Raw genomic sequence first — 18,248 nt, 5'->3', positions numbered from 1 at the left:
TCGTCGCCGGCGCGGGTCATGACAGATCAACCACCTCGAGCTTGTTGGCGCCCACCGCCGCCCCAATCGCCGACCGCACATCGCCCGGTACGTCTTGGTCTAGCCGCAACAGAATCGTCGCGCCCGGCCCCTCGGCGTCCTCGGACAGCTGGGCGGCTTGGATATTCACCCCGGCCGCGCCCAGCAAAGTGCCAATCTTGCCCAGGGCGCCGGGCGCATCGACGTAGTTGATCACCAAGTTCGTACCTTGAGCACGCAAATCAAAGTTACGGCCATTGATTCCCACGATCTTCTGCACCAGTTGCGGCCCGGACAACGTACCGGCGATGTTGACCACCGAGCCGTCGGAGGCGACCGCCCGCACGTCGACCACGCTGCGATGGTTGGGGCTCTCCGAGGCCGTGGTGAGCTCAGCGGAAACACCTCGTTCGGCGGCCAGCGCCGGCGCGTTGACGAACGTCACCGCATCCTCGATGACCGCCGAGAACAGCCCGCGTAGGGCCGAAAGCCGCAGCACCTCAACGTCTTCGGATGCCAGCTCACCGCGCACCTGCACCGACAACGACGCCGGCAGTTCATCGGACAACGCGGCCGCCAGCACCCCGAGCTTGCGCACCAGGTCCAGCCACGGCGCCACCTCTTCGTTGACCACTCCCCCGCCCACGTTGACCGCGTCGGGCACGAACTCCCCCGCCAGCGCGAGCCGCACGCTTTCGGCCACGTCGGTACCGGCCCGATCCTGGGCTTCGGCGGTGGACGCCCCCAGGTGCGGTGTCACCACCACCTGCGGTAGCTCGAACAGCGGGCTGTCGGTGCACGGTTCGGTGGCAAACACATCGAGACCGGCCGCCCGCACGTGTCCGCTGCGCACCGCGTCGGCTAACGCCGCCTCGTCCACCAGGCCGCCGCGCGCGGCATTGACGATGATGACGCCGGGCTTGGTCTTGGCCAGCGCCTCCTTGTCGATCAGGCCCGCCGTCTCGGGCGTCTTCGGCAGATGCACCGAGATGAAGTCGGCCCGGGCTAGTAAATCGTCAAGGGACATCAGTTCGATGCCCAACTGCGCGGCCCGTGCCGGCGCCACATACGGGTCGTAGGCGATGACGTGAGCCCCGAACGCCGCGATCCGCGCGGCAACCAACTGCCCGATCCGGCCCAGCCCCACCACGCCGACGGTCTTGCCGAAAATCTCGGTGCCATTAAATGACGACCGCTTCCAGGTGCGCGCGCGCAGTGAGGCATCGGCCTCCGCGATCTGCCGAGAGGCCGCCAATAGCAGTGCCAACGCATGCTCTGCGGCGCTGTGAATGTTCGATGTCGGGGCGTTGACCACCAGGACACCGCGCGCGGTGGCGGCGTCGACGTCGACGTTGTCTAGCCCTACCCCGGCGCGGGCGACGATCTTCAGCTTGGGGGCGGCCGCCAGCACCTCAGCGTCGACAGTGGTGGCGGAGCGCACCAACAACGCGTCGGCCTCGGGGACTGCAGCTAGCAGCTTCGCCCGGTCGGGACCGTCCACCCAACGCACCTCGACTTGGTCTCCCAAGGCGGCGACAGTTGATTGGGCGAGTTTGTCGGCGATTAACACAACAGGCAGGTTCACGCCGCCAGCGTATCGGCTGTAATTGACGGGTGGACGTCACCGTCGTCGGCAGCGGACCCAACGGGCTCTCTGCTGCCGTGATCTGCGCCCGCGCAGGACTCAAAGTGCAGGTCATCGAGGCTCAGCCGACCTTCGGCGGCGGCGCCCGCACCGCAGCCGACCCAGAATTTCCCGGAGTCCAACACGACATCTGCTCGGCGGTTCACCCGCTGGCGCTGGCGTCGCCGTTTTTCGCGGAATTCGACCTGCGTGCACGTGGCGTCGCACTGGCGGCACCAGAGATTTCCTATGCCAACCCGCTGCCGGGCCGGCCCGCGGCCATCGCCTACCGCGATCTCGAACGCACCTGCGCCGAGTTGGTCGACGGCGCGTCCTGGCGGCGACTGCTCGGGCCATTGGCGGCAGACTCCGATGCGGTGATCGGATTGCTGCTCGGCGACAAGCGTTCGGTGCCCAGTTCGATCTTGCCTGCCCTGCGCCTCGGCCTACGAATTCTGGCGCAAGGCACCCCAGCGTGGCGGTCGCTGGGCGGTGAGGATGCCCGAGCCTTGTTCACCGGCGTTGCTGCCCATGCGGTTTCGCGGATGCCGTCGCCCGCGTCGGCGGGCGCCGGGTTGATGCTGGCCACCCTCGCCCATACGGTTGGCTGGCCGATTGCGGTGGGTGGTACCCAGACGATCACCGACGCGCTGATCGCCGACCTACGCACACATGGAGGCGAGCTGACAGCCGGCCTGGAAATCACGGAAATCACCAGGCCACCAAGCGGTGTCGTTGTTTTCGACACGGCCCCAACCGCGTTGCTGCAAGTATACGGTGACACACTTTCGCCTCGGCGCACTAAAGCGTTGCGCCGTTATCGATTCGGACCAGGCGTCGCCAAAGTTGACTTCGTGCTCAGTGATGATATTCCGTGGTCGGATCCGCGGCTGCGCCACGCTCCGACTCTGCATCTGGGCGGTACCCGCGAGCAGATGGCGCGGGCCGAGGCAGACGTCGCGGCTGGCCGCCACGCGCGGTGGCCGATGCTGCTGGCCGCCTCACCGCACATCGCCGATCCGGGCCGCATCGATACCGCCGGCCGCCGTCCTTTCTGGACGTACGCCCATGTGCCATCGAATTCCACCGTCGATGCAACCGAGGCCGTGACAGGGGTTGTCGAGCGGTTCGCGCCGGGCTTCCGCGACATCGTGGTCGCAGCGCGTGCGGTGCCCGCCGCACGAATGACCGACCATAACGCCAACTACGTCGGCGGCGATATTGCGATGGGAGGCAATTCCCTGTGGCGTGCGATCGCTGGCCCCACACCGAGGCTCAACCCGTGGCGCACACCGATTCCCAAGGTGTATCTGTGTTCGGCCGCCACCCCGCCCGGCAGCGGCGTGCACGGCATGGCCGGTTACTACGCCGCGCGGACCCTGTTGCGCCGCGAATTCGGCATCACTAACATGCCTAAGCTGACCCCATGACGAAGCTTGCGATCGGTGACGACATTATCTGGGCCGACGCCGTGATCTTTGGCTCGCCGACTCGATTCGGCTCGCCCGCATCGCAATTGCGCAACTTCCTCGACTCGCTAGGCGGGCTGTGGGCCGAAGGCAAGCTGGCCGACAAGGTGTATGCGGCCTTCACGTCGTCCAACACCATCCACGGCGGCCAGGAAACCACCCTGGCCCGCCGGGTGGCTTACCTCCTAACCGCGAAAGTGTAACTGCCGACCTATTTCTCGAGAGATGCCGTCGCCAGTTGCACTTTCGCGCAATAAGCGTTATGCCGTTTCCGTGATCGGGCGGTCGACCCAGCTCATCAGGTCGCGCAGCTTTTTGCCAGTGACCTCGATAGGATGTTCGGCGTTTTCCCTACGTAGCGCTTCGAGTTGCTTGTTTCCGCCCTCGACGTTGGCGACCAGCTTCTTGACGAAACTGCCGTCCTGGATGTCACGCAGGATGCCACGCATCCGCTCCTTGGTGTCGGCGTCGATAACACGCGGACCCGACAGGTACCCGCCGAACTCAGCGGTGTCAGACACCGAGTAGTTCATCCGCGCGATGCCGCCCTCGTACATCAGGTCGACGATCAGCTTGAGTTCGTGCAGCACCTCGAAGTACGCCATCTCCGGCGGGTAGCCCGCCTCGACCATGACATCGAAACCAGCCTTCACCAATTCCTCTGTGCCACCGCACAATACAGCCTGCTCACCGAAAAGATCGGTTTCCGTCTCGTCTTTGAAGGTGGTCTTGATGACGCCGGCACGGGTGCCGCCGATGGCTTTGGCGTAGGACAGCGCCAGCGCCTCGCCGGTGCCGGTCGGGTCTTGGTCAACGGCGATCAGGCAGGGCACACCCTTGCCGTCAACGAACTGGCGACGCACCAGGTGGCCGGGCCCCTTCGGGGCGACCATCGCGACGGTCACATCGCCCGGCGGCTTGATCAGGTCGAAGTGAATGTTGAGTCCGTGACCGAAAAACAAAGCGTCGCCGGCCTTGAGGTTCGGCTCGATATCGTTTTTGAAGATGTCCGCCTGCGCGGTGTCGGGCGCCAGCAGCATGATGACGTCGGCCCACTTGGCGACCTCGGCAGGGGTGTCGACGTCCAGGCCCTGCTCGGAGACCTTGGGCCGGGACTTCGAGCCCTCCTTCAAGCCAACGCGCACCTGGACGCCGGAGTCGCGCAGGCTCAGCGAGTGCGCGTGCCCCTGGCTGCCGTATCCGATCACGCCGACCTTGCGTCGCTGAATGATCGACAGGTCAGCGTCGTCGTCGTAGAACATCTCTAATGCCTCTGGCACGGTGAATCTCTCCTTCTTCTTAGCTACTTGACTGTGCCGATACCGCGCGGACCGCGAGATAACGACACCACTCCCGATTGGACGATTTCGCGTACGCCGAATGGCTCCAGCACACGCAGCAACGCTTCGATCTTGCCGCGGTCACCAGTGGCCTCGACAGTCAGCGACTCTGGCGATACATCAATGACCCTGGCGCGGAACAGGTTTACCGCTTCGATGACCTGGCTGCGGGTACCGGCCTCGGCCCGCACCTTGATCAACGCCAGCTCCCGGGACAGCGAGTTGTCAGCGTCTTGCTCGACGACCTTGATGACGTTAATCAACTTGTGCAGCTGCTTGGTGACCTGCTCGAGCGGGGTTTCCTCGGCGGAGACGACAATGGTCATCCGCGACATATTCTTGGACTCGGTGGCACCGACCGCCAACGACTCGATGTTGAAACCACGCCGGGAGAACAGCGCCGCCACCCGCGCGAGCACGCCGGGAGTATCCTCGACCAGAACCGACAAGGTGTGCGTGGTCGGCGATCCGCTCATCTGCGCCGCTCCTCCTCATCACTACGTTCTGCATCGTCGCCGGCGCGCATTAAGCGTGCCCTTCGCTTTCGTCATCAAAGAGCGGACGGATGCCGCGGGCGGCTTGGATCTCATCATTGCTGGTCCCAGCGGCGACCATCGGCCACACTTGCGCGTCGGCACCGACAATGAAGTCGATCACCACCGGGCGGTCGTTGATCGCCCGCGCCTGAGAAATGACGTCCGCCACGTCTTCTTGACGCTCGCAACGCAATCCGACGCAACCCAACGCCTCTGCCAGCTTCACGAAGTCCGGGATGCGGTGGGAGTGGGTGGCCAGGTCGGTCTGCGAGTAGCGCTCCTGATAAAACAGGGTTTGCCATTGCCGCACCATGCCCAGATTGCCGTTGTTGATCAACGCCACCTTGATCGGCGCGCCCTCGATCGCGCACGTAGCCAACTCCTGGTTGGTCATCTGGAAGCAGCCATCGCCGTCGATCGCCCAGACCTCCGCCTCCGGGCGAGCAATCTTGGCGCCCATGGCAGCCGGAATAGCGAATCCCATGGTGCCCAGACCGCCGGAGTTGAGCCAGGTGCGCGGCTTTTCGTAGGAGATGAACTGCGCCGCCCACATTTGATGCTGACCGACACCCGCGACATACACGGCGTCCGGGCCGGCAATCTCCCCCAGTTTCTCGATGACGTACTCCGGGCTCAGGCTGCCGTCGCTTTGCGGGCCGTAGCTCAACGGATACCTGGCCCGCACGTCCTCCAGATATGCCCACCAGTCGGTCATGTCGACGTTGCCGGGGGTCTGGTAATGGCGCAGCATCGCGATGAGCTCGGTGATCACGGCTTTGACGTCGCCCACAATCGGCACGTCGGCGTACCGGTTCTTGCCGATCTCCGCCGGGTCGATGTCGGCATGGATGACCTTGGCTTCGGGCGCGAAGGAGTCGAGCTTGCCCGTCACCCGGTCGTCGAAGCGGGTGCCCAGCGCGATCAGCAAATCGCTGCGCTGCAGCGCTGCCACCGCCGCAACGGTGCCGTGCATGCCGGGCATGCCCAGGTTCTGGTGATGGCTGTCCGGGAACGCGCCACGGGCCATCAACGTGGTCACCACCGGGATGCCGGTCAGTTCGGCCAAATCGGCCAGCTGCTCGGTCGCCTCGCCGCGGATGACGCCCCCGCCGACATACAGCACAGGCTTGCGCGCGGTCGCGATCAGCTTGGCGGCCTCACGGATCTGCCGGTTGTGCGGTTTGGTGTTGGGCTTGTAGCCGGGCAGGTCCATTTTCGGCGGCCAGCTGAACGTGCACTGCCCCTGCAACACATCCTTCGGGATATCGACGAGCACTGCGCCCGGCCGTCCCGACGACGCGATGTGGAAGGCCTCAGCCAGTACCCGGGGAATATCGTCGCCGGCGCGGACCAGGAAGTTGTGCTTGGTGATCGGCATCGTGATGCCCGAAATGTCGGCCTCTTGGAAGGCATCCGTCCCGATCAGCCCGCGTCCGACCTGCCCGGTAATGGCGACCACCGGCACTGAGTCCATCTGCGCATCGGCCAGCGGTGTCACCAGATTGGTGGCGCCAGGACCAGAAGTCGCCATGCACACCCCCACCTTGCCGGTCGCGTGTGCGTAGCCGCTGGCCGCGTGGCCGGCACCCTGCTCGTGGCGAACCAGGACATGGCGTAGCTTTTTTGAGTCGAACAACGGGTCGTATACCGGAAGGACGGCGCCGCCGGGAATTCCGAAGATGACCTCGACATCGAGTTCCTCCAACGACCGAATCACCGATTGTGCACCGGTAAGTTGCTCCGGTGCAACGTGTTTCGGTTTCATAGCGGCTGGCTTTGAAGGAGACTTCGTGACGGGTTTCACGGTGTTTAGCACGCCGTTACCCGACCCCTGCGGCTGGGCGGGTGGCTTGGTAGGTGCGCTCACAGTGGTCCTCTTTAGTCCTTATTCGCTTTGACAATCGCGTTGATGGGCAACAAAAAACCCCCGACAGCTCAGCTGCTGCACGAGGGTTGCGCGTTGGTTCTGGATCGCTTCAAATGCTGAAGTGCTAGTCAGCCACCAACGCGCCGACAAATTACTACCAGCATTCCGGGCTTTCCGGCGTTATTCATAGCATCCGACGGTAGCCTTCGTGGAGCTCAACCGTCAAATCCGGCGCCGCCCGCGTAGCACGCCGCGCAACCTCGGCCCACGTGACAAGTGAAATGATGCTCGGGTGGCTACTGGTTCGTCTGATTCGTCTGGCCAAACACCCGCTGGCTCTCCAGTGGTGATCAAGGTGTCGCCGGTAGCACACCTTGCCGTTGGATTCTTGACCCTCGGGCTGCTGGTGCCGGTGCTGGCCTGGCCGCCGACCGTCCCACTACTTGTCATCCCGGTGGTGTTGTCGGCGTTAATCGTCCGGCTTCGTACGGTCGCCGACGACCGGGGCGTCACGGTGCGGACCTTGTTGGGCAGCCAGGCGGTCTGCTGGGAGGACATCGACGGACTGCGTTTCAACCGCGGTTCCTGGGCACGCGCCCGGCTCAAAAACGGCGCGGAACTGCGGTTGCCCGCAGTCACTTTCGCCACCCTGCCGCTGTTGACCGAAGCCAGCTCGGGACGAGTCCCCAACCCGTACCGCTGAGCGGTCTCAGCCGAGCGGATTCACGCCGTTGAGCAGCACCCACACAGCAACGCCAGCGGCGATGCCAGCGAGCAGCGCGATGAACGACCCTATGAACGGTCGATAGGCCCAGCGCCGGCCGGCGTCGAGGCCATACCGGCCCGGACCGCACAAGATGACGGTGACGGCCATCACGATCAGGGTGATCTGGTATTCATTCCCGTCGGGCAAAAAGAACGAGAACGGATGCGAATGCTTTGCGATTGCTGCGAGCAGACCGTTGATGAGGAACGCCAGCGCCCCCGCAGCGGCCACCGGCGCAAATAATCCCAGGACCAGAAGCACGCCGGCAACGACCTCGCCGCCAGCGCTTACATAAGCCAGGATGTCGGCGTGCTGGTAGCCGACCTCGGTCAGTGAGTTCTTGAAGCCGGTCAACCCCTGGCCGCTCCACCAGCCGAACAGCTTCTGCAGCCCATGGGCGGCCAGCACTACGCCCAGCCCGACCCGCAGTACCAGCAGACCGAGATGCTGGGTACCGCGCCGACCGACAGTGTGTAACCACTCGTTGTCCTGGTCCGAATCGATCTCGGCAGGCTCGGCCACTGCATGCCGGGCCAGCGGCTGCGGATGGACGTAAGGTAACGACTCCTGCTGATCGAGCAGGTTGTATCCCGCGCCACCAGCGCCAGCCAAGTGACCAGGGTCGCTGTACGGGATGACGGTGGTAGTTCCGAAATCGCCTGGGTACCCAACTGGCGTCAGGTCATCTTCGGGATCGACCAGGCTTGCCGAGGCGGGGCGTCCCGGGATTGGCTCCGGGCATTCGCCCGGCCGCCGCCAGTGTTCGTCATGCGATTGACCGGTCACTCGTGCCAGGGTAAGGGCATTTGGGTCTGAATTGGGGATTTGAGCGGCGCTTTCGTCAGACAATCAGCACTTAGCCTGCCAAATAGGTGCCGATCGGACTCAAAATGACCCAAAATGACGATCGCGTGCCTCCGCGATGCGGCTCATCACGTGCCCGGATGAGGAAACCGACTTCCGGGCGCCAAACGAGGGCACGCATGTGGCGGCTTGTGGCATTGAGGCCGGCAATGTCCGTAGCCTGTCGGTCATGCGGATACGGCGGTCGGTTCGGTCCGGGCTCGCTGCGCTGTGTGCGGCGGTGCTGGTATCGAGCGGCTGCGCACGGTTCAACGACGCCCAGTCACAGCCCTTTACCACCAACCCAGAACTTCAGCCACCGCCCAGCTCGACGCCGCCCCCACCGCCGCCGCTGCCACCGACACCGTTCCCCAAACAATGCCCGGCCCCCGGGGTGATGCAGGGCTGTCTGGAGAGCACTAGCGGTCTGATTATGGGCATCGACAGCAAAACCGCACTGGTCGCCGAACGCACTACCGGCGCAGTCAAGGAGATCTCGGTCAGCGCCGAGCCGAAGGTCAAGACGGTCATCCCGGTCGACTCGTCCGGGGATGGGGGCTTGATGGATATCGTGCTGTCGCCCACCTATACCCAAGACCGCCTGATGTACGCCTATATCAGCACACCCACCGACAACCGGGTGATCCGAGTGGCTGACGGCGACATCCCGAAGGACATCTTGACCGGCATCCCCAAAGGGGCCGTCGGCAACACTGGAGCGTTGATCTTCACCAGCCCCACCACGCTGGTGGTGCTCACTGGCGATGCAGGCAACCCGGCGCTGGCCGCCGATCCCAAATCGTTGGCCGGCAAGCTGCTGCGCATCGAGCAGCCGACCACCATCGGCCAGGCGCCGCCGACGACAGCGCTGTCCGGTATCGGCTCGGGCGGCGGCTTGTGCACCGACCCCGTCGACGGCTCGCTGTATGTCACCGACCGCACCCCCACCGCGGACCGATTGCAACGCATCACCAAAAGCTCGGAAGTCTCGACGGTGTGGACTTGGCCCGACAAGCCCGGCGTGGCCGGCTGCGCGGCCATGGACGGGACCGTGCTGGTCAACCTGATTAACCCCAAGCTGACGGTGGCCGTCCGGCTGGCGCCGTCGACCGGCGCGGTCACCGGTGAACCCGACGTTGTCCGTAAGGACACCCACGCGCACGCGTGGGCATTGCGGATGTCGCCAGACGGGAATGTCTGGGGCGCGACCGTCAACAAGACTGCCGGTGACGCCGAGAAGCTCGACGACGTGGTGTTCCCGCTCTTCCCACAGGGCGGCGGCTTCCCGCGCAACAACGACGACAAGACGTAGCCGGGCGGGCCGGGCGACGCCCGGCGAGTGGGAATCTCACGACGCCGTATCGGCGTGGCGCGTCGCCAGATTCACACTCGAAGAGCCGGTTTGGCTGCCGACGAGTTCGGGAATCAGTCGGCGAGTTCGCGGGGCACCACGAACACGTCGATGAGGGCGCCGTTGCGCCACACCGTCATCTCGATCCGGCGGGCGATCGCATCTTCGACCATCAGCCGCTGGATCGCGGTTGCGGTGACCACGTGTTGGCCGTCGACGCTGACCACAATGTCGCCGCGGCGCAGGCCGGCTGCGGCGGCCGGGCTGCCGGGTACCACGCTGGCGACCTGCAGACCATGCGCGGTGCCCAACTTATTGGCGACCGCAGGCGGCACCGGGACATGCGAACCGGCGATCCCCAACCAGGCGCGGCGCACGCGGCCGACGCGCATCAGCGCCGCGATGATCTTGTGGGTCGAGGAGTTAATGGGCACGGCCAACCCCAACCCGACACCGGCGACTGCCGTGCTCACGCCGACCATCCGGCCCTGGCCGTCGGCCAAGACGCCGCCACTGTTTCCCGGGTTCAGCGCGGCATCGGTTTGGATGACTTCGTCGACGACGCGGCCACTGCGAGTGGGCAGCGACCGTCCCAGACCGGAGACGATGCCGGCGGTGACGCTGCCGGCCAGCCCCAACGGGTTGCCGACCGCCACCACCAGTTGACCGACGCGGAGGTCCTCGGCGCGTCCCATGCGCACCGGTGCGGGAACGCTGCCACGGGCCTTCAACACGGCCAGGTCGGACAGCTCGTCACGTCCGGCGACATCCGCGTCCACAGCGGTGCCGTCGGTAAACGTCGCTTCGGCGGAGCGGGCACCGGCGACAACGTGCGCACTGGTCAGCAGGTAGCCATCGGCGGTGATGACGCTGGCGCTGCCACCGCCGTTACCACGGCGACCGCGCACCGCCAGGCTGGCCACACTCGGCAACACCGTCTCCGCCACAGCGGTGACCACGCGCGAGTACGCGTCCAGGGCTTCCTCGGGCATAACCGGCTCAGCGTCGCAGCGGCTTCTGGTATGCCTGCGTTCGCCGTCGGCAGAACTGTTAGGCCTGCCCGCAGGCGGCCAAGACGAGCTCGCGCACCCGGGCGGCATCGGCCTGCCCGCGGGTGGCCTTCATCACCGCTCCTACGATCGCGCCTGCCGCAGCCACCTTGCCGCCGCGAATCTTTTCCGCCACATCAGGATTGGCGGCCAGGGCCTCGTCGACCGCGGCCTGCGTCACCGAGTCGTCGCGCACCAGCGCCAAGCCGCGAGCGGTCATAACCTGCTCGGGTTCGCCTTCCCCTGCGAGCACACCCTCGACGACCTGGCGGGCCAGTTTGGTGGACAGCTTGCCCTCGTCGACCAACGCCACCACCGCGGCAACTTGGGCAGGGGTGATGGCCAGCTCGTCCAAGGTGATGTTTGCCTCATTAGCCTTCTGTACCAAGAAGTTTCCCCACCAGGCGCGCGCTTGCTCGCTGGAGACGCCGTGCTTGACAGTCGCGGCGACCAGTTCGACCGCGCCAGCGTTGACGAGATCTCGCATCACCTCGTCGGAAATACCCCATTCCTGCTGAATCCGCTTGCGGCTCAACCACGGTAGCTCCGGGATTGTTTGGCGCAACTGCTCGACCAGCTCGCGGCTGGGCGCGACGGGCTCCAGGTCGGGCTCGGGAAAATACCGGTAGTCCTGCGCGGTCTCCTTGGCGCGGCCCGGGCTGGTGTACCCGGCCTCGTGAAAGTGCCTGGTTTCCTGGGTGATCCGGCCTCCGGACACCAGGATGGCGCCTTGACGTTGCATCTCATAGCGCACGGCCACTTCGACGCTTTTCAGTGAGTTGACGTTTTTGGTCTCGGTCCTGGTGCCGAATTCGGCCGTCCCGGCCGGCTTCAGCGATACGTTGGCGTCACAACGCATCGAGCCTTGGTCCATCCGAACATCGGATACATCCAACGCGCGCAACAGATCTCGTAACGCCGTCACATACGCCCGAGCGATCTGCGGCGCCCGAGTTCCAGCCCCCTCGATGGGCTTGGTGACGATTTCGATCAACGGCACGCCGGCGCGGTTGTAGTCGATCAGCGATGTCGTCGCGCCGTGAATGCGGCCAGTCTCGCTGCCTAGGTGGGTCAGCTTGCCGGTGTCTTCCTCCATGTGCGCCCGTTCGATCTCCACCCGCCAGGTGGTGCCGTCCTCCAGAGGCGCTTCGAGGTATCCGTTAATGGCGATCGGCTCGTCGTATTGCGAAATCTGGTAATTCTTGGGCATGTCCGGGTAGAAGTAGTTCTTCCGCGCGAAGCGGCACCAGGGCACGATTTCACAGTTCAGCGCCAGTCCGATCCGAATCGCCGACTGGACCGCGGCCCGGTTAAGCACCGGCAGCGAACCCGGCAGGCCCAGACACACCGGGCACACCTGGGTGTTCGGTTCGGCGCCGAATGTGGTGGCGCAGCCGCAGAACATTTTGGTCACGGTGGACAGCTCAACGTGCACTTCAAGTCCGAGCACCGGATCAAAGCGCGCGACCACGTCGTCGTAATCCAGCAGATCAGCCACAGAAGTCATGGGCCCGATCTTAGTGTTCGCGTTCGTCCACCAGGCGCGAGCGTGCGTGTTGGTACAAGGACACGCCATATTGCCTGGCAATCTGCGCACCCTCGCCGCAAGCGAACCCGTGCTTTAACCGAAGAAGGCGGCGGCGTCGTCGTAACGGCTTTCAGGCACCAGCTTGAGCTGACGCACCGCATCCGCCAGCGGCACGCGACCGATGTCTTGCCCACGCAGCGACACCATCTGACCGTACTCGCCGACGTGCGCGGCGTCGGCAGCGTTAACCCCGAACCGGGTGGCCAGCACCCGGTCGAAGGCCGTCGGGGTACCGCCGCGCTGGACATGGCCCAGCACGGTCACTCGCACGTCCTTGTTGATCCGCTTCTCGACCTCAGCGCCCAACTGCGCAGCCACCCCGGTAAAACGCTCATGACCAAACTCGTCAATCCCGCCTTCGCGCAACGTGATCGAGCCTGGGACCGGCTTAGCACCCTCGGCGACCACGCAAATGAAATGCGAGTCCCCGCGCTGGAAGCGTCGTTTCACGAGGCGGCACACTTCCTCGACATCAAAGGGCTGTTCGGGGATCAGCGTCATGTGCGCACCGGAAGCCAGCCCGGAATTCAGCGCGATCCAGCCAGCGTGCCGGCCCATTACCTCCACCAGCATGACCCGTTGGTGGGACTCGGCGGTGCTGTGCAACCGGTCAATGGCGTCGGTGGCCACCGTCAGCGCCGTGTCGTGGCCGAAAGTCACGTCGGTGCAGTCGATGTCGTTGTCGATCGTCTTCGGCACGCCGACCACCGGAACGTTTTCTTCGGATAGCCAGTGCGCGGCCGTCAGCGTGCCTTCGCCACCGATCGGGATAAGCACGTCGATGCCATTGTCATCCAGGGTCTGCTTGATCTGATTCAGCCCAGCCCGCAGCTTGTCGGGGTGCACCCGGGCGGTGCCCAGCATGGTTCCGCCTTTGGCGAGCAGACGGTCATTGCGGTCGTCGTTGCGCAGCTGCATGCGCCGGTTCTCCAGCAACCCGCGCCAGCCGTCCTGAAACCCGACTACCGACGAGCCGTACCGGGCGTCGCAGGTACGCACAATCGCCCGGATGACGGCATTGAGACCAGGACAGTCGCCACCCCCGGTGAGAATTCCGATCCGCATGCCTTCATCTTGCCTGTGGACGCCGTAGATAGCGCGAGCAGACGCAAATATCTGCTCGCCGCTGGCAGGTGCTCGCGGCTGAGCTCAAATGGCGGACGGCAATGGCCCCCGGGCGGCCTCGTAGGCCGCACCCACCCGGTAGAGCCGGTCATCGGCCAAGGCCGGCGCCATGATCTGCAGGCCCACCGGCAGCTGATCATCCGGGGACAGCCCGGACGGCACCGACATGCCGCAATGGCCAGCCAGGTTGAGCGGCAGTGTGCACAGATCGAACAGGTACATCGCCAGGGGATCGTCGACCTTCTCGCCAAGGCCGAACGCGGTAGTCGGGGTCGCCGGCGACACCAGCACGTCGACGGATCGATAGGCCTCGTCGAGATCGCGCGCAATCAAGGTGCGCACTTTCTGCGCCTGGTTGTAGTAGGCGTCGTAATAGCCGGCCGACAATGCGTAGGCACCGATCATGATGCGCCGCTTGACCTCCGGCCCGAAACCGGCAGCCCGGGTCAGCGCCATCACCTCCTCGGCGCTGCGGCTGCCGTCGTCACCGACCCGCAGCCCGTAGCGCATCGCGTCGAAACGCGCGAGGTTGCTCGACACCTCCGACGGCAAGATCAGATAGTAGGCGGCCAGCGCGTAATCAAAGTGCGGGCAGTCGACTTCGCTAACCTGCGCACCCAGTGCGGTCAACTGGTCGACAGCGGCCGCAAATGACGCCAGCACCCCCGGCTGGTAACCCTCGCCACTATGCAGCTGGCGCACCACCCCGACACGCACGCCACGCAGATCACCCGTCGCGCCGGCCTGGGCGGCGCCCACGATGTCGGGCACCGCTGCCGCCACGGATGTGGAGTCGCGGGTGTCGTGGCCGGCGATCACCGCATGCAGCAGCGCGGTGTCTAACACGGTGCGCGCGCACGGCCCGCCCTGATCCAGCGACGACGCACAGGCCACCAGCCCGTACCGGGACACTGTGCCGTAGGTGGGTTTGACACCGACGGTCGCGGTCAGCGCGGCGGGCTGACGGATGGAGCCGCCGGTGTCGGATCCGATGGCCAACGGCGCCTGGAACGCGGCCAGCGCCGCCGCGCTGCCGCCACCGGAGCCGCCGGGCACCCGATCGACGTTCCACGGGTTGCGGGTGGGGCCGTAGGCGGAGTTCTCGGTCGAGCTGCCCATCGCGAACTCGTCCATGTTGGTCTTACCCAGGATCGGGATGCCGGCCGCACGCAACCGCGTGGTGACGGTGGCGTCGTACGGGGAATGCCAGCCCTGCAGGATCTTGGATCCGCAGGTGGTCGGCATGTCGATGGTGGTGAACACGTCTTTGAGCGCCAGCGGTACCCCGGCCAACGCCGACGGTAGCCGCTCGCCAGCGGCCACCGCCTTATCGACGGCGGCCGCGGCCGACAGTGCTTTCTCGGGCGCGACGTGCAGGAAGGCCCGGTAGGTGTCGTCCGTCGCCTCGATCTGGTCCAGACAGGCCTGGGTGATCTCAACCGACGACAGCTCCTTGGCGGCGACCTTGGCCGCCAGCGTCGCGGCGTCGGATCGGATGATCTCGGTCACTCGGCGTCCCCCAGGATCTGGGGGACAGCGAAGCGACCGTCGACGGCTTCGGGTGCTTCGGCCAGCGCCTGCTGCTGGGTAAGGCACGGGACGGTCTCGTCCGGGCGCGTGACGTTCACGTCCTTGAGCGGGTTGTCGGTGGGTTCGACACCGGTGACGTCGACGGCCTGGATCTGGCTGACGTGGGTCAAGATGGCGTCAAGTTGACCAGAGAAGCTGTCCAACTCGGTATCGGTCAACGCCAGCCGGGCCAGCCGGGCCAGGTGCGCAACCTCATCGCGGGAGATGCGGGAGATCTGGGACACGAGCGAAAAGCCTACCTAGCCGCGAGCGTGAAGCTGGCCGCACAGTCGTTACCGAGCGTGAAGCTGGCCGCACGCTGGTCGGCAGCGGCACCGCTGTGCAACAGTGTTGGCCGTGCCTTCCTATTTGCTGCGCATCGAGCTAGCCGACCGCCCAGGTAGCCTGGGCTCGCTAGCTGTGGCACTCGGTTCGGTGGGCGCCGACATCTTGTCGCTCGATGTGGTGGAGCGCAGCGGTGGCTACGCGATCGACGACCTGGTGATCGAGCTGCCGCCAGGAGCGATGCCCGACAAGTTGATCACCGCCGCCGAATCACTTCCCGGTGTCCGAGTAGACAGCGTCCGACCGCACAGCGGTCTGCTGGAAGCCCACCGCGAGCTGGAGCTGCTCGACCAGGTCGCCGCGGCCCGCGACAACGCGTCCAGGCTGCAGGTGCTCGCCGACGAGGCGCCGAAAGTGCTGCGAGTGAGCTGGTGCACAGTGCTGCACAGTTCCCAGGGAGAGCTACACCGCCTCGCCGCGAGCGCTGGCGCACCGGAGACGCGGGCGGATTCGGCACCGTGGCTACCGATCGAGCATGCCGCGCCGCTCGACGGTACCGCCGAGTGGGTGCCGCAGGCGTGGCGCGATATGGACACCACCATGGTCGCCGCACCGTTGGGCGACCCGCACACCGCGGTGGTGCTGGGCCGTCCGGGCCCGGAGTTTCGGCCGTCAGAGGTGGCTCGGCTGGGGTATCTGGCCGGGATCGTGGCCACCATGCTGCGCTGACGCTATTCGACGGCTTGCTGCACCGGTGGCCCCTGCTCCAGCAACCGGCGAAACCCATCTTCATCGAGGATCGGTACCCCGAGCTCGACCGCCTTGTCGTATTTGGATCCCGGCGAGTCGCCGGCGACCACGTAGGCAGTCTTCTTCGACACCGAACCAGCGGCCTTGCCACCGCGCGCCACGATCGCCTCCTTGGCGTCGTCGCGGGAAAACCCCGCTAACGAGCCGGTGACGACGATGGTGAGCCCCTCGCACGTGCGCGGCACGCTGGTGTCGCGCTCATCGGCCATCCGCACCCCGGCCGCCCGCCACTTGTCGACAATCGCGCGATGCCAGTCGACGGTGAACCACTCGGTGACCGCGGCCGCGATGGTGGCACCTACCCCCTCGACGGCGGCCAGCTGCTCGGTGGACGCGGCCACGATGGCGTCAACGCTGCCGAACTCGGTGGCCAGGGCTCGCGCCGCCGTCGGCCCGACATGCCGGATCGACAACGCCACCAGCACTCGCCACAGCGGTGCGGCTTTGGCCTTGTCGACGTTGACCAGTAACCGTTTGCCGTTGGCCGACAACTCGCCGGCCTTGGTCCGGAAAAGCTCGGTGCGCAACAAGTCATCCTCGGTGAGGGTGAACAGGTCACCCTCGCTGGTGATCACCTGCGCGGCCAGCAGCGCAACGCCGGCCTCGTATCCCAGTCCCTCGATGTCGAGCGCGCTGCGGCTGGCGACGTGAAACACGCGCTCTCGCAGTTGCCCCGGGCAGCTCCTGGCATTGGGGCAACGGATGTCAGCATCGCCTTCCTTTTCCGGCGCCAACGTGGTGCCGCACTCGGGACACGTTGTGGGCATGACGAATTCGCGTTCGGACCCGTCGCGCAGGTCAACCACGGGTCCTAAGACTTCGGGAATCACGTCGCCGGCCTTGCGGATCACCACGGTGTCACCGATCAACACGCCTTTGCGTTTGACCTCAGCAGCGTTGTGCAGGGTCGCCTGCCCGACCGTCGACCCGGCCACCTTCACCGGCGTCATGAACGCGAACGGCGTGACCCGCCCGGTGCGGCCGACGTTCACCCGGATGTCGAGCAGCTTGGTCTGCGCTTCCTCAGGTGGGTACTTGTAAGCGATGGCCCATCGCGGAGCTCGCGAGGTGGAACCCAGCCTGCGCTGCAACACCACCTCGTCGATTTTGACCACTATCCCGTCGATTTCGTGGTCCACCTCGTGGCGATGTTCGCCCCAATAGGCGATGCGTCCCTGGACGCCAGCTATGTCGTTCACCAGCGTCGTATGCTCGGACACCGGCAGCCCCCAGGCCTGTAAAGCCAAGTAGGCCTGGTGCTGGGTGGCGGGGCGAAAACCTTCGATGTGCCCAAGTCCATGGCAGATCATCCGCAGCTTGCGGCGGGCCGTGACCGCCGGATCTTTCTGGCGCAGCGAGCCCGCCGCGCTGTTGCGTGGGTTAGCGAACGGATTCTTGCCCTCCTCAACGAGGCTCGCGTTGAGCGCTTGGAAGTCCGCCACCCGGAAAAACACCTCGCCGCGGACCTCGAGAACCTCTGGCAGCGGGTAAATATCGCTGGCGGTCAGCCGTTCTGGCACGTCTTCGATGGTCCGCGCGTTCAGCGTGACGTCCTCGCCGGTGCGACCATCACCCCGAGTCGCGGCGCGGGTCAGGCGTCCATCCCGATAGACCAACGACAATGCGACACCGTCAATCTTGAGCTCACACAAATAATGGACGTCATCACCGATCTCAGCGCGGATGCGGGTGACCCAGGCGTCGAGTTCATCCCCACTGAACGCGTTGTCGAGGCTGAGCATCCGTTCGAGATGCTCGGTCGCCACGAAATCAGTCGTGAAGCCGGCACCGCCGACCAGCTGAGTAGGGGAATCGGGCGTGCGCAGCTCGGGATGGGCTTCCTCCAGCGCGGCGAGCCTGACCAGCAGGCGATCGAACTCCGCGTCGGAGATGATCGGCGCGTCCCGCACGTAGTAGCGGAACTGATGTTCGCGCACCTCTTCGGCCAGCTCTCGCCACTGCCGCAACACCTCGGGTCCGATAGGGTCAGCTTCGGGCGAACTCACCC

15 protein-coding genes and 1 pseudogene are annotated in these 18,248 nt (G+C 65.5%); 5 read left to right on the top strand and 11 right to left on the bottom strand.

Translation table 11 applies throughout. From position 1 onward, the window contains the following. Positions 1–16: 16 nt before the first annotated feature. Positions 17–1,603, bottom strand: a complete 1,587-nt coding sequence (gene serA, locus B586_RS06655; RefSeq protein ID WP_047313060.1) for a phosphoglycerate dehydrogenase — start codon at positions 1,601–1,603, stop codon at positions 17–19. Between the two features lie 29 nt (positions 1,604–1,632). On the opposite strand from serA, the gene B586_RS06650 reads away from it, so the two are divergent. Continuing rightward, positions 1,633–3,072: a phytoene desaturase family protein gene (locus tag B586_RS06650; protein ID WP_054880370.1), complete on the top strand. Its 1,440-nt coding sequence runs from the start codon at positions 1,633–1,635 to the stop codon at positions 3,070–3,072. An 8-nt stretch (positions 3,073–3,080) separates the two neighbouring features. After that, positions 3,081–3,275: pseudogene (locus tag B586_RS06645) on the top strand (NAD(P)H-dependent oxidoreductase); the annotation flags it as partial. A 96-nt stretch (positions 3,276–3,371) separates the two neighbouring features. On the opposite strand, the gene ilvC reads toward B586_RS06645, so the two are convergent. From ilvC to B586_RS06630, 3 genes are read right to left on the bottom strand one after another with little or no spacing between them, the layout of a single operon-like run. Next, on the bottom strand, positions 3,372–4,373 hold the full coding sequence (gene ilvC / locus B586_RS06640) for a ketol-acid reductoisomerase (RefSeq protein ID WP_047313063.1): 1,002 nt from the start codon (positions 4,371–4,373) through the stop codon (positions 3,372–3,374). A 41-nt stretch (positions 4,374–4,414) separates the two neighbouring features. After that, on the bottom strand, positions 4,415–4,927 hold the full coding sequence (gene ilvN, locus B586_RS06635; RefSeq protein WP_047313064.1) for an acetolactate synthase small subunit: 513 nt from the start codon (positions 4,925–4,927) through the stop codon (positions 4,415–4,417). 49 nt (positions 4,928–4,976) lie between these two features. Continuing rightward, positions 4,977–6,803: an acetolactate synthase large subunit gene (locus B586_RS06630; protein ID WP_236971391.1), complete on the bottom strand. Its 1,827-nt coding sequence runs from the start codon at positions 6,801–6,803 to the stop codon at positions 4,977–4,979. A gap of 394 nt (positions 6,804–7,197) precedes the next feature. Between B586_RS06630 and B586_RS06625 the strand changes: the two genes are divergently transcribed. Continuing rightward, complete coding sequence (locus tag B586_RS06625) at positions 7,198–7,557, top strand: PH domain-containing protein (RefSeq protein WP_197079819.1); 360 nt, start codon at positions 7,198–7,200, stop codon at positions 7,555–7,557. 6 nt (positions 7,558–7,563) lie between these two features. On the opposite strand, the gene B586_RS06620 is transcribed toward B586_RS06625, so the two are convergent. Further along, entirely contained in the window at positions 7,564–8,406 is an 843-nt protein-coding gene (locus tag B586_RS06620; protein WP_047313066.1) for a DoxX family protein, read from the bottom strand. Positions 8,407–8,653: 247 nt separating this feature from the next. Here B586_RS06620 and B586_RS06615 point away from each other — a divergent pair, with 247 nt between their 5' ends. Beyond that, positions 8,654–9,775, top strand: coding sequence for a PQQ-dependent sugar dehydrogenase (locus tag B586_RS06615; protein ID WP_047313422.1), 1,122 nt, complete (start codon positions 8,654–8,656; stop codon positions 9,773–9,775). Positions 9,776–9,888: 113 nt separating this feature from the next. Here the strand turns inward: B586_RS06615 and B586_RS06610 are convergent, their stop codons facing one another. From B586_RS06610 to gatC, 5 genes are all read right to left on the bottom strand, one after another. Beyond that, positions 9,889–10,806 (bottom strand): S1C family serine protease, encoded by a 918-nt coding sequence (locus B586_RS06610; RefSeq protein WP_054880372.1) that lies wholly within the window; start codon positions 10,804–10,806, stop codon positions 9,889–9,891. Between the two features lie 58 nt (positions 10,807–10,864). Then, a complete protein-coding gene (gene gatB, locus B586_RS06605; RefSeq protein WP_054880373.1) occupies positions 10,865–12,370 on the bottom strand; it encodes an Asp-tRNA(Asn)/Glu-tRNA(Gln) amidotransferase subunit GatB in 1,506 nt (501 codons plus the stop codon). 114 nt (positions 12,371–12,484) lie between these two features. Beyond that, complete coding sequence (locus B586_RS06600; RefSeq protein ID WP_047313068.1) at positions 12,485–13,516, bottom strand: ATP-dependent 6-phosphofructokinase; 1,032 nt, start codon at positions 13,514–13,516, stop codon at positions 12,485–12,487. Between the two features lie 84 nt (positions 13,517–13,600). Then, positions 13,601–15,085 (bottom strand): Asp-tRNA(Asn)/Glu-tRNA(Gln) amidotransferase subunit GatA, encoded by a 1,485-nt coding sequence (gene gatA / locus B586_RS06595; RefSeq protein WP_047313069.1) that lies wholly within the window; start codon positions 15,083–15,085, stop codon positions 13,601–13,603. Then, positions 15,082–15,381, bottom strand: a complete 300-nt coding sequence (gene gatC, locus B586_RS06590; RefSeq protein ID WP_054881024.1) for an Asp-tRNA(Asn)/Glu-tRNA(Gln) amidotransferase subunit GatC — start codon at positions 15,379–15,381, stop codon at positions 15,082–15,084. Before gatC ends, gatA begins: the two co-directional genes overlap by 4 nt. Positions 15,382–15,502: 121 nt before the next feature. On the opposite strand from gatC, the gene B586_RS06585 reads away from it, so the two are divergent. Next, positions 15,503–16,159, top strand: a complete 657-nt coding sequence (locus B586_RS06585) for an ACT domain-containing protein (RefSeq protein ID WP_156166206.1) — start codon at positions 15,503–15,505, stop codon at positions 16,157–16,159. 2 nt (positions 16,160–16,161) lie between these two features. Here the strand turns inward: B586_RS06585 and ligA are convergent, their stop codons facing one another. Beyond that, complete coding sequence (gene ligA, locus B586_RS06580) at positions 16,162–18,246, bottom strand: NAD-dependent DNA ligase LigA (RefSeq protein ID WP_054880374.1); 2,085 nt, start codon at positions 18,244–18,246, stop codon at positions 16,162–16,164. Between the last annotated feature and the right edge of the window lie 2 nt (positions 18,247–18,248).

This window comes from Mycobacterium haemophilum DSM 44634 (assembly GCF_000340435.2).
Classification (GTDB): domain Bacteria; phylum Actinomycetota; class Actinomycetes; order Mycobacteriales; family Mycobacteriaceae; genus Mycobacterium; species Mycobacterium haemophilum.
The sequence above is the reverse complement of the archived record's forward strand: the minus strand, read 5'-3'. Positions and strand labels throughout refer to the sequence as shown.

What these genes read in the sequence shown, in the direction of transcription:
- ilvC (WP_047313063.1), bottom strand. Translation starts at nt 4,373, where the DNA reads ATGTTCTACGACGACGACGCTGACCTGTCGATCATTCAGCGACGCAAG.
- ilvN (WP_047313064.1), bottom strand. Translation starts at nt 4,927, where the DNA reads ATGAGCGGATCGCCGACCACGCACACCTTGTCGGTTCTGGTCGAGGAT.
- B586_RS06615 (WP_047313422.1), top strand. Translation starts at nt 8,654, where the DNA reads ATGCGGATACGGCGGTCGGTTCGGTCCGGGCTCGCTGCGCTGTGTGCG.
- B586_RS06610 (WP_054880372.1), bottom strand. Translation starts at nt 10,806, where the DNA reads ATGCCCGAGGAAGCCCTGGACGCGTACTCGCGCGTGGTCACCGCTGTG.
- gatB (WP_054880373.1), bottom strand. Translation starts at nt 12,370, where the DNA reads ATGACTTCTGTGGCTGATCTGCTGGATTACGACGACGTGGTCGCGCGC.
- B586_RS06600 (WP_047313068.1), bottom strand. Translation starts at nt 13,516, where the DNA reads ATGCGGATCGGAATTCTCACCGGGGGTGGCGACTGTCCTGGTCTCAAT.